General features: G+C 45.2%; 11 protein-coding genes. All 11 read left to right on the top strand.

Going from position 1 to position 12,719, the window contains the following annotated elements:
- Positions 1–37: 37 nt before the first annotated feature.
- The 11 genes from wcaK to DW58_RS20070 all read left to right on the top strand — a co-directional run bounded on the left by wcaK (position 38) and on the right by DW58_RS20070 (position 12,698).
- Positions 38–1,318 (top strand): colanic acid biosynthesis pyruvyl transferase WcaK, encoded by a 1,281-nt coding sequence (gene wcaK / locus DW58_RS09910; protein ID WP_024550487.1) that lies wholly within the window; start codon positions 38–40, stop codon positions 1,316–1,318.
- Positions 1,315–2,535, top strand: a complete 1,221-nt coding sequence (wcaL, locus tag DW58_RS09905; RefSeq protein WP_024550488.1) for a colanic acid biosynthesis glycosyltransferase WcaL — start codon at positions 1,315–1,317, stop codon at positions 2,533–2,535. Before wcaK ends, wcaL begins: the two co-directional genes overlap by 4 nt.
- A 15-nt stretch (positions 2,536–2,550) precedes the next feature.
- Positions 2,551–3,972, top strand: coding sequence for a colanic acid biosynthesis protein WcaM (wcaM, locus tag DW58_RS09900; RefSeq protein WP_024550489.1), 1,422 nt, complete (start codon positions 2,551–2,553; stop codon positions 3,970–3,972).
- A gap of 228 nt (positions 3,973–4,200) precedes the next feature.
- Positions 4,201–5,196 (top strand): NAD-dependent epimerase/dehydratase family protein, encoded by a 996-nt coding sequence (locus tag DW58_RS09895; RefSeq protein ID WP_024550490.1) that lies wholly within the window; start codon positions 4,201–4,203, stop codon positions 5,194–5,196.
- 203 nt (positions 5,197–5,399) lie between these two features.
- A complete protein-coding gene (galF, locus tag DW58_RS09890; RefSeq protein WP_024550491.1) occupies positions 5,400–6,293 on the top strand; it encodes a UTP--glucose-1-phosphate uridylyltransferase GalF in 894 nt (297 codons plus the stop codon).
- 200 nt (positions 6,294–6,493) lie between these two features.
- Positions 6,494–7,381, top strand: a complete 888-nt coding sequence (locus tag DW58_RS20075) for a glycosyltransferase family 2 protein (RefSeq protein ID WP_071813195.1) — start codon at positions 6,494–6,496, stop codon at positions 7,379–7,381.
- Position 7,382: 1 nt separating this feature from the next.
- Positions 7,383–8,624: a capsular polysaccharide export protein, LipB/KpsS family gene (locus DW58_RS09885; protein WP_071789300.1), complete on the top strand. Its 1,242-nt coding sequence runs from the start codon at positions 7,383–7,385 to the stop codon at positions 8,622–8,624.
- A complete protein-coding gene (locus tag DW58_RS09880) occupies positions 8,617–9,834 on the top strand; it encodes an oligosaccharide flippase family protein (RefSeq protein ID WP_081706686.1) in 1,218 nt (405 codons plus the stop codon). The genes DW58_RS09885 and DW58_RS09880 overlap by 8 nt, the downstream gene beginning before the upstream one ends.
- Positions 9,809–11,035, top strand: coding sequence for an EpsG family protein (locus DW58_RS09875; RefSeq protein ID WP_081706684.1), 1,227 nt, complete (start codon positions 9,809–9,811; stop codon positions 11,033–11,035). The genes DW58_RS09880 and DW58_RS09875 overlap by 26 nt, the downstream gene beginning before the upstream one ends.
- A gap of 3 nt (positions 11,036–11,038) precedes the next feature.
- Positions 11,039–11,869: a beta-1,6-N-acetylglucosaminyltransferase gene (locus DW58_RS09870; RefSeq protein WP_024550495.1), complete on the top strand. Its 831-nt coding sequence runs from the start codon at positions 11,039–11,041 to the stop codon at positions 11,867–11,869.
- A complete protein-coding gene (locus tag DW58_RS20070; protein ID WP_071789302.1) occupies positions 11,862–12,698 on the top strand; it encodes a glycosyltransferase in 837 nt (278 codons plus the stop codon). The genes DW58_RS09870 and DW58_RS20070 overlap by 8 nt, the downstream gene beginning before the upstream one ends.
- Positions 12,699–12,719: the final 21 nt, after the last annotated feature.

Raw genomic sequence — 12,719 nt, 5'->3', positions numbered from 1 at the left:
ATGACATCCAATTTGAGAACCCCGTTTTGAGGTCAACATGAAGTTACTAATTTTAGGCAATCACACCTGCGGTAACCGCGGTGACAGCGCCATTTTGCGCGGCTTGATTGATGCGATTTCCCTTCAGGACCCCACCGCAGAGGTGGATGTGATGAGCCGCTTCCCGGTGAGCTCCGCCTGGCTGCTGGACCGGGACGTGATGCCGGACCCGCTCTATAAGCAGATGAAGCAGTTCAACAACGCCGCCGGCGTGATGGGCCGGGTGAAGAAAGTATTGCGCCGTCGCTACCAGCATCAGGTGCTGCTCTCGAAGGTGACCGGCAACGGTAAGCTGCGCAACATCTCCCTGGCCCAGGGCTTCACCGATTTTGTCAGCCTGCTGAACGGCTACGATGCCATTATTCAGGTCGGCGGATCGTTCTTCGTTGACCTGTACGGCACGCCGCAGTTTGAGCACGCCCTGTGCGCCTTTATGGCGAAAAAGCCGCTCTATATGATCGGCCACAGCGTGGGTCCGTTCCAGGAGCCACAGTTTAACCAGCTGGCGAACTACGTGTTCGGCCACTGTGATGCGCTGATCCTGCGCGAAACCGTCAGCCTCGACCTGATGAAGAAAGGGCAGATTGATACCTCGAAAGTGGAGCTGGGAGTAGACACCGCCTGGCTGGTGGAGCATCACAACGACGATTTCGTCCCGAGCTATGCGGTACAGCACTGGCTGGACGTCGCCGCGCGCGACAAAACCGTGGCCATTACCCTGCGTGAACTGGCTCCCTTCGATAAGCGCCTCGGTACCACCCAGCAGGCCTACGAACAGGCGTTCGCTGGCGTGGTGAACCGCATTATTGATGAAGGCTATCAGGTGCTGGCGCTCTCCACCTGCACCGGCATCGACAGCTACAACAAAGATGACCGCATGGTGGCGCTTAACCTCAGCAAGCTGGTTAAGGACCCGTCGCGCTTCCACGTGGTGATGGACGAACTGAACGACCTTGAGATGGGCAAAATTCTCGGCGCCTGCGAGCTGACCGTCGGAACGCGTCTGCACTCGGCGATCATCTCCATGAACTTCGCCACCCCGGCTATCGCCATCAACTATGAGCACAAGTCGGCGGGCATCATGCAGCAGCTTGGGATGCCGGAGATGGCCATCGATATTCGCCACCTGCTCGACGGCTCGTTACAGACCATGGTCGGGGATACCCTCGGGCAGCTGCCTGAGATCAACCAGCGGCTGGCCGTCGCCGTCGCCGCCGAGCGTGAAAAAGGGCAGCAGATGGTGCAATCGGTGCTGGCACGCGTGGGAGGCAGCCGATGAAAGTCAGCTTCTTCCTGCTGAAATTTCCGGTGGCATCGGAAACCTTCGTGCTCAACCAGATCGTAGCGTTTATCAACATGGGCTACGAGGTGGAGATTGTCTCGATTCATAAGGGCGATCTGCAGAATACCCATACGGCGTGGCAGCAGTATAACCTGGCCGAGAAAACCACCTGGCTGCTCGACGAGCCGGAGCGCAGGATGGATAAGCTGCGCTTTCGCGCGATGAACACCCTGAAGGGCATCGGCAAAGGCCGCACCTGGCGCGCGCTGAACATGGCGCGCTACGGGGACGAGGCCCGCAATCTGATCCTCTCCGCCATCTGCGGCCGGGTTAACGGTGAGATCGCCGCCGACGTGTTTATCGCCCACTTCGGCCCGGCGGGCGTGACGGCGGCCAAGCTGCGTGAGCTAGGCGTGCTGCGCGGCAAGATTGCCACCGTGTTTCACGGGATTGACGTCTCCCACCGTGAGGTGCTGGAGCACTATATCCCCGAGTACAAAAAGCTGTTCGATCGCGGCGACCTGATGCTGCCGATAAGCGATCTGTGGGCCGGACGCCTCAAAGAGATGGGCTGCCCGCCGCAGAAAATCGCGGTATCGCGCATGGGCGTGGATATGGAGAAGTTCTCGCGCCGTCCGGCCAAAGCGCCGGGTACGCCGCTGGAGATCATCTCCGTGGCGCGTCTGACCGAGAAAAAAGGGCTGCACGTCGCTATCGAAGCCTGCCGCCTGCTCAAAGGGCGCGGCGTCGACTTTCGTTACAACATACTAGGTATCGGTCCCTGGGAACGGCGTCTGCGCACCCTGATCGAACAGTATCAGCTGGAAGATGTGATCTTTATGCCGGGCTTTAAACCGAGCCATGAAGTGAAAGCGATGCTGGACCAGGCCGACCTGTTCCTGCTGCCGTCGGTGACCGGTATTGATGGTGACATGGAAGGCATCCCGGTGGCGCTGATGGAAGCGATGGCCGTCGGCATTCCCGTGGTTTCCACCGTACACAGCGGTATTCCCGAGCTTATCGAAGCCGGCGAATCCGGCTGGCTGGTGCCGGAAAACGACCCTCAGGCACTGGCCCAGAGCCTGGAAGAGTTTATCGCGCTCGATCGCGACTCGCTGGAGCCGGTGCTCGCCCGGGCGCGCCAGAAGGTGGAAACCGACTTCAATCAGCAGGTTATCTACCGGAAACTCTCCGGACTGCTGAGCACTCTCTGACTACGTTGAGGATTTATGCGCAACGACAGCCACACCAACGTCTTTTCCACGCTCTCCCGCCGTACGCTTCTTCAGGCCAGCTCGCTGCTGGCCGTCTCTCCTCTGCTCTACAGCCCGCTGGCGCGCGCCGCCGCGGGCGATACGGTAAACGTGCAGGATTTCTTTCGCTCGGACTGGCCGGACGCCTTCAAACGCGCGTTTCAGACCGGTAAAACCGTCCACGTTCCGGCAAATCTGGTGTGCGATAACATCAACAGCGCGGTGTGGATGCCGCCGGGCGCCACGCTGCTTATTGCCGGTGGCCTGAAGGGCAACGGCAAAGGGCGCTTTATCCTGCAGGACGGATGCAGCGTGCGTGGCGAAGGGAAGGGCAGAATCAATAACCTGGTGCTGGACGTGCGCGGCTCGGACTGCGTCATCCGCGATCTGGAGATGACCGGCCTGGCGCCGGTGGCGCTGATCTATATCGGCGGCAAGCAGAAGCGGGTGATGAATAACTTCCTGGTGGAAAACCTGAACGTGCACGATGCCAACTACGCCATTCTGCGTCAGGGCTTCCATAACCAGATGACCAACGTGCGTATCGTCCACTGCCAGTTCCGACGCTTGCAGGGGGATGCCATCGAGTGGAACGTCGCCATCAACGACCGCGACCTGCTGATCTCCGATCACCTGCTGGAGGACATCAACTGCACCAACGGCAAAATTAACTGGGGCATCGGGATCGGGCTTGCGGGCAGCACCTACGACAATGACTATCCGGAAGATCAGGCGGTGAAGCATTTTGTGGTCGCGAACATCACTGGTCGCAACTGCCGCCAGCTGGTCCACGTCGAGAACGGCAAACACTTTATTATTCGTAATATCAAGGCGGAGAACATCACGCCCGACTTCAGTAAAAAAGCCGGGATTGATAACGCCACCGTGGCAATCTACGGCTGCGACAACTTCATCATCGATAACGTGAAGATGAAAAACAGCGCCGGGATGCTGATTGGCTACGGAGTGGTGAAGGGGAAATACCTGTCGATTCCGCAGAACTTCAAGCTGAACGACGTGGCGCTGCTGAACGGCGACCTGCCCTGGAAGCTGCGCGGTATTCAGATCTCCTCCGGGAATGCCACCTCGTTTGTGGCCATCACCAACCTGAAGATGACGCGTGCCTCGCTGGAGCTGCATAACAAACCGCAGCACCTGTTCTTACGTAATATCGACATCATGCAGCCTGCGGCGCGCGGCCCGGCGATGCGGCTGCACTTCGACCTGCGTAAGGACGTGCGCGGTAAGTTCGCGGCGAAACACGATACGCTGCTGTCGATGGCAAACATCAACGCGGTGAACGAAAACGGCGACAGTTCAGTAGATATCGACCGCCTGGATCATAAGCATCTCAACGTCTCGACCATCAACTTCGCGCTGCCGGCACGTAAAGGCTAGCCCGGAACAATCCCAAATCCGCAGCGAAGCGCGCTGTACGTCACTCATTCACATCGTGAACTTTGACAGGGTTTGGGATTTTTTCTACTGGCAGTCCCGGGGCAAAGGTTTATACTTCTGGGTCTGAATTTACGGGACGCATATTCAATACTGAAAGTCGCTTCCTGTTTGTGAAAGCAGGAGAGCGCTTTCAGTTTTTTTTCGCACAAATAACGCATCGGGCAGGACATGAAAGAGAAGGTTATTTTTATCGGCGCGTCCGGTTTTGTTGGTACTCGACTGATTGAAACCGCAATTGCTGATTTCGATATCAAGAACGTAGACAAACAAACCAGCCACTTTTACCCCGAGTTAACTGCGATCGGTGATGTGCGCGACCCGGACACCCTCGATAGCCTCTTTGAATCCTGCTCAACCGTGGTGCTGCTGGCGGCTGAACACCGCGATGATGTCAGCCCCACCTCGCTGTACTACGATGTCAACGTGCAGGGCACCCGTAACGTGCTGGCTGCCATGGACAAGCACAACATCAATAACATCATCTTCACCAGCTCGGTTGCAGTGTATGGTCTGAACAAAACCAACCCTGACGAAACGCATCCGGTCGACCCTTTCAACCACTATGGCAAAAGCAAATGGCAGGCCGAAGAAGTTCTGCGCGAGTGGTATGGCCGCTCACCGGAAACACGCTCGCTAACCATTGTGCGTCCGACGGTGATTTTCGGCGAGCGTAACCGCGGTAACGTTTATAATCTGCTTAAGCAAATCTCCAGCGGGCGCTTTGCCATGGTGGGGGCGGGCAACAACTATAAGTCGATGGCCTACGTCGGTAACATCGTTGCCTTCATCAAGTTTAAGCTGCAGAACGTGACGCCGGGCTACCAGGTTTATAACTACGTTGATAAACCCGACCTGAATATGAATCAGCTGGTAGCGGAAGTGGAACAGAGCCTGAACAAAAAGATTCCTTCCGTACACCTCCCGTATCCGGTCGGCATGATCGGCGGGATGTGCTTTGATGTGTTGAGTAAACTGACGGGTAAAAAGTATGCCGTCAGCGCGGTGCGCGTGAAGAAGTTCTGCGCTACCACCCAGTTCGATGCCACCAAAGTGCATCAGTCTGGCTTCATCGCGCCGTACAGCCTGTCAGAAGGGCTGGATCGTACGCTACAGTATGAGTTCGTGGCGGTGAAGAAAGACGATATCACCTTCGTTTCTGAATAATAGCGTTCGGGCTGCGGTTGTTCCGGAAAATGCACGGTTCGCTTTTTTTTCCGAATCCTCTGAGCCACATTGAAAGGTAAGTCAGTTCTTATGATTAACGTATTCCTTAACCCATAAGAACTGGGGCGTCGCGCTGAACGAGAGGTTCCCGCGGCCCGCGCTTACAGGATTCAGCATTATTAACGTTTAGAGGTGGAAGAGAGATGAGTAATTTAAAAGCGGTTATCCCGGTTGCAGGCCTCGGCATGCATATGCTGCCGGCAACGAAAGCGATTCCTAAAGAAATGCTGCCCATCGTCGACAAACCGATGATTCAGTACATCGTGGATGAAGTCGTCGCAGCGGGTATCAAAGAGATTGTTCTGGTTACCCACTCATCCAAGAACGCGGTTGAAAACCACTTCGATACCTCTTATGAGCTGGAAGCCCTGCTGGAGCAGCGCGTTAAGCGTCAGCTGCTGGCTGAAGTACAGTCAATCTGCCCGCCGGGTGTGACCATGATGAACGTGCGTCAGGGGCAGGCGTTGGGTCTCGGCCACTCGATTTTGTGCGCGCAGCACATCATCGGCAACAATCCTTTCGTGGTGGTGCTCCCGGATATTATTCTGGACGATGCAACGGCCGATCCGCTGCGTTACAATCTGGCGGCTATGGTTGCGCGCTTCAACGAAACCGGTCGCAGCCAGGTACTGGCAAAACGCATGAAAGGCGATCTCTCTGAGTACTCAGTGATCACCACGCAGGATCCGCTCGATAACCCGGGTAAGATTGCGCGCATCGTCGATTTCATCGAGAAACCGGACCAGCCACAGACGCTGAATTCCGATCTGATGGCGGTTGGACGCTATGTGCTGTCGGCTGATGTCTGGGATGAGCTGGCCAATACCGAACCGGGTGCCTGGGGCCGTATCCAACTGACCGATGCCATCGCAGCGCTTGCGAAGAAACAGCCGGTCGAAGCTGCACTGATGACCGGTGAAAGCTATGACTGCGGTAAGAAAATGGGCTATATGCAGGCGTTTGTGAACTACGGCCTGCGTAACCTGAAAGAAGGGCAGAAGTTCCGCGAGAGCATCAAGAAGGTGCTGGCGGGTTAAGGCCTGACGTTTTAAGCAGCCAAAGTAATAACGAAACGGTAGTCGAGCATTCAGGTTGGTTGATTTTTACACACTGAATGACGCTGCCGTTTTGCTTTTGTGAAAGATTAACTACAAAATACAGAGCATTAACGGGCTGGGCGATGTGGGCTTCACCCATATGGCAGCAGCCAAAAGCCGTTCGGAAGTAAGCAAATACAATGCGTTCTGCCAGCGTCATCAATGACGTTTCGGATGCAGAAGGCCTGGATCATAGTGCACTGGTAGCTGTTGAGCCAGGGGCGGTAGCATTTTTTCGGGGATGTATGATAACGATAGTTACTCCTTCGTATAACTCAGAAGGCTTTATCAATAAACAGTATGCCAGATTTCGTGATCTTCTTTCAGATGAAATACAGTGGATCATTATCGATGATGCGAGCACTGATAATACGGAAATTATAGTTAAGAACTTTGATAATAAAAATATAACTTATCATAAGCTTAATAAAAATTCCGGACCCGCCATTGCAAGACACAAAGGCGTAGAATTATCGAAAACAGAATTGATATTCTTTCTCGATGCTGATGATATTCTCTTAGAAGAAAATTTTAAAGCCTTTCTTGAGTATATAACATCACATAGATGTAGTAGATATAACTTCTTTTATACGCCTTCATATACGTCTAATCATGAGCCCAATCTCGCAGAAATCAAATTCAAAAAAGAGAATGAAGAGCAAACAGTAAAAAGCGCATTAGATTACATTAAGTATGGCATGCCAAATTTCAGTAGCCTGGTAATCCGGAGAAAATATTTTTTAGAAAACATTCCCTCAAACTCTTTGCCATGGGGTGAAGATATTGCAACTTATTTGCAACTAGTAAACAATGGGACTGGATTAAAATGGATTTTGCCTGTTAGTTGTTATGTGATAACGGGAGATGGACGAGGAAGTCGTCTTTCTTTTAAAAACAGATTAAAACTATTTAAGTTTCTGCTTACATACTCTGCAAAATCGCCTGGCAAGCCCGGGAATATGATTTTTTCTGTATTCATTATTTTTAGAAGTGTTGCTAGTTATATATATAAAACATTAAGAGGTTAAAATGACTTTTGTATTTGTAATTCATGATGGCCTCCGCAGAGAAATGTTTTGGAGTTTGTGTGAAGCAGCGAAATTAAACAGAATTGATACTAATATCATTTGCTTCAGCCTCAGGGAATATTATTGGTTCTTAAGCAAAGGTTACGACAGAAAATCTCTTTCACTAATAAAATACAGCCGCTGTGAAAATATTGTTACTGATTTAAATAAAACAATTGATGTTGCCGCTGGATTTGTAAACATAAGAAGCGCATCTAAAATTTACCACTCAACGTCTAAAGCTCTCGTCAAATTCAAAGACCACATTGACGATGTCTATATCTTCGGTGGAAATGGCCTGCATGCATTCGATAAGGCAATACTACAATTTAAAAAAGAAAATAAGAATGTTTATTCTGTTTTTACAGAATTGTCAAATATTGATGGCAAGCTATTTTTTGATAGTCAGGGTTCCAATGCAAGTTCATATTTTTATGAGCTTTTAGAAAATAATGAAATCCGATTCGAAAAATGTAATGATGATGTATTAACTCGATGGAAGAGTGATTATTGCAACGATAAATTTAATAATCATATAGTCAAACAAGCAACGAAAAAAAACTTAATCAAGGCACTCATTCATAGAGCATATGGACTTGCTGAGTTTTTAATGAGGTTACCTTCCTATCAAAGATTCAAAATCGATGAGGCATTATCTGATAAAAAGAAAGTAACTAAAAAACTATATATAAATGAGTGGGAACCCTACACGGATAGCGTCGATCACTTAGATGGGTTTGTGTTATTTCCATTGCAAGTTTTTGGTGATTCACAGATAAAGTTACACTCAAAGGTTAGCAATGAGTTAGCCCTCGATATTGCCTGTGAAGAAGCCACAAAACTAAATTTACCACTAATTGTGAAACCTCATCCGGCTGAACCAGATGCAACTGTTCTAACAAAAATTATAAAGCTCAAGCATGAGAGGAAATTTTTAATTTCCACTAACAATACATTTTCATTAATAAAAAAATCAAAAAAAGTAGTGGTGATTAATTCAACGGTTGGTCTTGAAGCTATAATATGCAACAAAGACGTTACTTTTTTGGGGGAAAGCTTTTATAAATATTTTAGCAATGATGACATACTTTCTTATTATTTAAACAAATGGCTGGTTGACATTGATATATTCAAGCCGGGAAAAATCTCGCTTAAAGAACTCAATAAGATTATCGATATAGCCAAAAACAAACATCATGCTTAAATCAATATTATCAATGATAATGGTGCGTGGATTAACATTATTCTTCCCATTAATTTTAATCCCTCTTCAAATTAAACTTCTCGGTATAGATCAGTATGGATATTATAACGTATTATTAGCATTTGGAGCAATTGCATCGGTTTTTGTAAATTTCGGGTTTGACTATACCGCGAGTAGGAATATCTCCAGGGTATACGAAGATCGAAATTTGGTTTCACATTATTATAGTGTAGCAATGATAAGTAAAGCCATACTATTCACTACTGTATCGGTAGTGATAATAATGATTTTTATCTTGAGGGGAGAAACTAAAAATTCGATTGGGGTAATTATATTCTGTTTTAGTCAAGTAATTATGCCAGTATATCTTTTTCAAGGTATAAGAAAAATGGGCTACTTAGTATATAACACTATTTTTCTAAATTTCGCTTTTTGCTGTTTTATCTTATATTTAATCAATTTTCGAGAGCAAACCACAAGTGGTCCCTTATATGCTGGCTACGCGATAATAAATCTTCTGTCATCATTACTAATGACATGGATAATCTATAAAAAGTTAAATGTAAAGCTATCGAAGGTTGAGTTCAAAGATGTTAATTTGCAACTAAAAGATGGACTATGGATATTTTTTTCACGCGTAATGAGCATGGGGCTTTCACAATTATCAATAATTTTATTATCTTCATTGCTCAACCCAACGTTACTGGGTGTTTATAGCCTGGCTGATAAATTAGTTCGTGCAGCCAATTCAATATTTTATGCTTTTCAACAGGCAACCTATCCTTATTTCTGCAATAATGCATCGAGAAAGAACTTTCTTATATTAACAATTGCTCTCGTCATCATGGCTGCGTTAGGTGTCTTAACATTACTCCTCGCAAAGGATATATTGTTAAGTTTCTTTCCAGAGTTAAGCTCAAGTTTCATGATCGTAATTATCATGTTTTCCTCTTTAATACCAATGGCCCTGAGCGGGATGCTCGGTGTGAATTTCTTATTAGCGCAAGATCATAACCGGCCATTCGCAATCTCATTATGCATTGGAGCATTATGGAATATAATGATGCTTAGGTATTTTGTAACTCCTAACTCTCTGAAGGATGCCGCATTGACTTTAGTATCTACAGAGGTAGTAGTTGTAGTAGCTATGTTGGTTTCAATAACACTTATTATGAGAAAGAAAAATGACAAACGCATTAAAAATGATTAACACCCAAAAATTAATGCCTATTGTTTTTTTTATCGTGTTTTCTTTGTTTTTTTTATTTCCAAATCTTGGCGGTGTGTTTATTGTTCTTTCTGTTTTGTTTTTTGGTTTGCATAAAAGAGTAACATTAAATTTATATGTAACTTTTATAGTTTTATTCTTTTCAGGTATTTTGGCTACAAAGTCATTATATGGTGAAGGTAATGACTTCATTACTTATTACTTTAATGTTCTTGAAGGGCAATACCCCACCTGGAGTGAAAGTAAAACAGATTTTTTCTTTTGGGAAAGTATATCTTTAATCTTAAAAGCAATACCTAACAACGATCCTTTTACTTTTTTCTGGATTGTTAATATTATTTCTTTTTTTCCATATATACTTTTTTTCAATTACTTAAGTAAGATATATGGAGTCACACAAACATCTAAAATAGCCAGTCTGTTTTTCATTCTTTTGTTATCATCCTTTTCATTCTGGAACTTATATGGGAATTATATCCGGCAGGCTTGGGTAATTACATATTTTATTGGCATTATTGTTTTATTGATTGAGAAGAAAAGAATTCTGGCACTTTTTTTTGTGGTTGTTGTTGCCATGTCTCATAGCACGGGTATTCTACTATTATCTATTATCCCTATATATCGACTCATGCATAATTTTGACATGAGAAAAGTTGCTGGGGTTGCAATTTTATGTCTTATAATAACACTTGTTATACCAGTTTCATCCTTGCTTGATACGGTTTTACCAGGCTATATCTCATCTAAATTAAACTACTATGCATCCTGGGATGGTTCAGATTTTGGTGGCGTTGCAATTATAAGGGTACTAGTCCTTTCAATCGGTGCATTGCTATTTGACTCTATTATCTATAAAAAACTAATTCCACGCAGCGATATATATAAACTAATGTATTTTAGTTTAACGCTTTTGGTTATTACAATTGCGTTGGTGTCTAACATTTCAAAAGTCGTTGAAAGATTATATTATTTTGTAGTATTACTTTTTTATATTGTTATCAGCATCCAGTTTGTTCAGATTAAAGAGATATTGGTTTCGAATACAAAGTTTGTTGCAAATTTAGTAATGGTCTACATCGGGGGAGGGCTTATAATGTATAATTTATATTCATCATTAATTTACAATCCGGCCTACTTTGATAGTAATATTATCGAATTTTTAACGGCGAATTTTAAGTTATAAAAAATGATTACTTTTAAAACAGCGGTTGCAATATTAGCTCATAAAAACATTGATTATATAATCCACTTAGCAAAAGCTTTCCCTGAAACGGTATTCATTGTTCATTTCGATCTTAAGGTACATCTCGATAATAATAAAGAAGCTTACGCGCTTGAAAATGTGCACTTTATCGAAGAACGCACCTCCGTATATTGGGCTGGTTTTAGTCAGGTTGAGGCGGTTATAAAACTATTATCATTTGCCGTGAAGCTGAAAGGCATCCAGTATATACACTTGATCAGTGCAGAATGTTTTCCACTTATACCCTTTTCTGAAATGGAACGAGAATGGGATAAAAACCCGAATTTAAACTACATTGAAAGTCATCATCGAGCCGACAATGAATGGCGGGTTAGGACCTGGATGCCGCACGCGGACACGAAGCACATGAGGACTTTTCCTGGGAAGGTGTTGAAAAGAACGCTAAGATTTATATCGTATTTTATTAATACTTCAGGAATCAAAGGCGATGCATATTACGGATCTCTATGGTGTTCAATCAATAGGGATTTTGCACAGAAAGTAGTCGCAGAGTATGAAAACGGAAACTTCTTTAAAAAGTATGTCAGGATTACTTGTGCTGATGAACATGCTTTTGCGACTTATATAAGAGCGGAAGGCAGTTGCAAAATTGCTGATGATAATAAAAGATATATTGAATTTCCGCCAGGTGCATCAAATCCGAAGTACTTGAATCTGGACCATGTTTTGAAAATGAATAAAAAAAATTGGTTTAGTAGAAAGTTTCATGAATCCGAAATGATAAGCAAACTTAAAGAATTCAAACATGACTAACTCCAGTTCGCCCGTTGCTAATTTCTCTGTTTTAATGTCTGTATATTTTAAGGAACATCCTGATTTTCTAAATGAAAGTTTGTCTAGTATTTACTCGAGTACGTTAGTGCCAGCTGAGGTCATTTTAGTAGAAGATGGTCCGTTAACAGAACGTCTTGAAAAAATAATTGATTATTACAGAGTTAATCATGGATTGATTTCGGTCAAACTCGAAAAAAACTCAGGTCTTGGTATTGCGTTAAATGCAGGTATTGCTGCATGTAATTATGAAATAATTGCTAGAATGGATACAGATGATATTTGTAGTAAAAATCGTTTTGAAAAGCAAATTTCATATATGCAGTGTCATACCGAAGTCGCTTTACTTGGAGGAGCAATCGCTGAATATAATGCAGATTTTTCCAAGGAAACAGGGGTTAGAGTTGTACCTGCTCTGGAGGATGAGATTCTAAAACTGGCGGTCTCTCGTAATCCTTTCAACCATATGACTGTAATGTTCAGAAAAAATGCGATAATAAAATGTGGCGGATATCAGCACCATTTGTATATGGAAGATTATAATTTATGGCTGCGCTTGATTGCTTTAGGTTATAAAGTGGCTAATTTGCCAGATATTTTAGTAAAGGTTAGGGCTGGTAGTGAAATGATCAGCCGTCGACGTGGATGGAATTATATAAAAAGCGAATTTAAGCTGATGAAGCTTAAAATTGATCTTCGAATAGGCAGCAAATGGAAAACTATCTCTATATTTCTTATTAGAGCCTTATCGAGATACCTTCCAACTAAAGTATTGACTAGTTTATATTCTGCGCTAAGGTCCCGGAAATAGCTTTTAATAGCTAAGGTATAT

It is taken from the genome of Siccibacter turicensis LMG 23730 (assembly GCF_000463155.2).
In the GTDB taxonomy this organism is placed as follows: domain Bacteria; phylum Pseudomonadota; class Gammaproteobacteria; order Enterobacterales; family Enterobacteriaceae; genus Siccibacter; species Siccibacter turicensis.
This window is presented reverse-complemented; position numbering and strand designations above follow the sequence as displayed.

What these genes read in the sequence shown, in the direction of transcription:
- DW58_RS09870 (WP_024550495.1), top strand. Translation starts at nt 11,039, where the DNA reads ATGATTACTTTTAAAACAGCGGTTGCAATATTAGCTCATAAAAACATT.
- wcaM (WP_024550489.1), top strand. Translation starts at nt 2,551, where the DNA reads ATGCGCAACGACAGCCACACCAACGTCTTTTCCACGCTCTCCCGCCGT.
- wcaK (WP_024550487.1), top strand. Translation starts at nt 38, where the DNA reads ATGAAGTTACTAATTTTAGGCAATCACACCTGCGGTAACCGCGGTGAC.
- DW58_RS20075 (WP_071813195.1), top strand. Translation starts at nt 6,494, where the DNA reads ATGCGTTCTGCCAGCGTCATCAATGACGTTTCGGATGCAGAAGGCCTG.
- DW58_RS09895 (WP_024550490.1), top strand. Translation starts at nt 4,201, where the DNA reads ATGAAAGAGAAGGTTATTTTTATCGGCGCGTCCGGTTTTGTTGGTACT.
- DW58_RS09880 (WP_081706686.1), top strand. Translation starts at nt 8,617, where the DNA reads ATGCTTAAATCAATATTATCAATGATAATGGTGCGTGGATTAACATTA.
- galF (WP_024550491.1), top strand. Translation starts at nt 5,400, where the DNA reads ATGAGTAATTTAAAAGCGGTTATCCCGGTTGCAGGCCTCGGCATGCAT.
- DW58_RS09885 (WP_071789300.1), top strand. Translation starts at nt 7,383, where the DNA reads ATGACTTTTGTATTTGTAATTCATGATGGCCTCCGCAGAGAAATGTTT.
- DW58_RS20070 (WP_071789302.1), top strand. Translation starts at nt 11,862, where the DNA reads ATGACTAACTCCAGTTCGCCCGTTGCTAATTTCTCTGTTTTAATGTCT.
- wcaL (WP_024550488.1), top strand. Translation starts at nt 1,315, where the DNA reads ATGAAAGTCAGCTTCTTCCTGCTGAAATTTCCGGTGGCATCGGAAACC.
- DW58_RS09875 (WP_081706684.1), top strand. Translation starts at nt 9,809, where the DNA reads ATGACAAACGCATTAAAAATGATTAACACCCAAAAATTAATGCCTATT.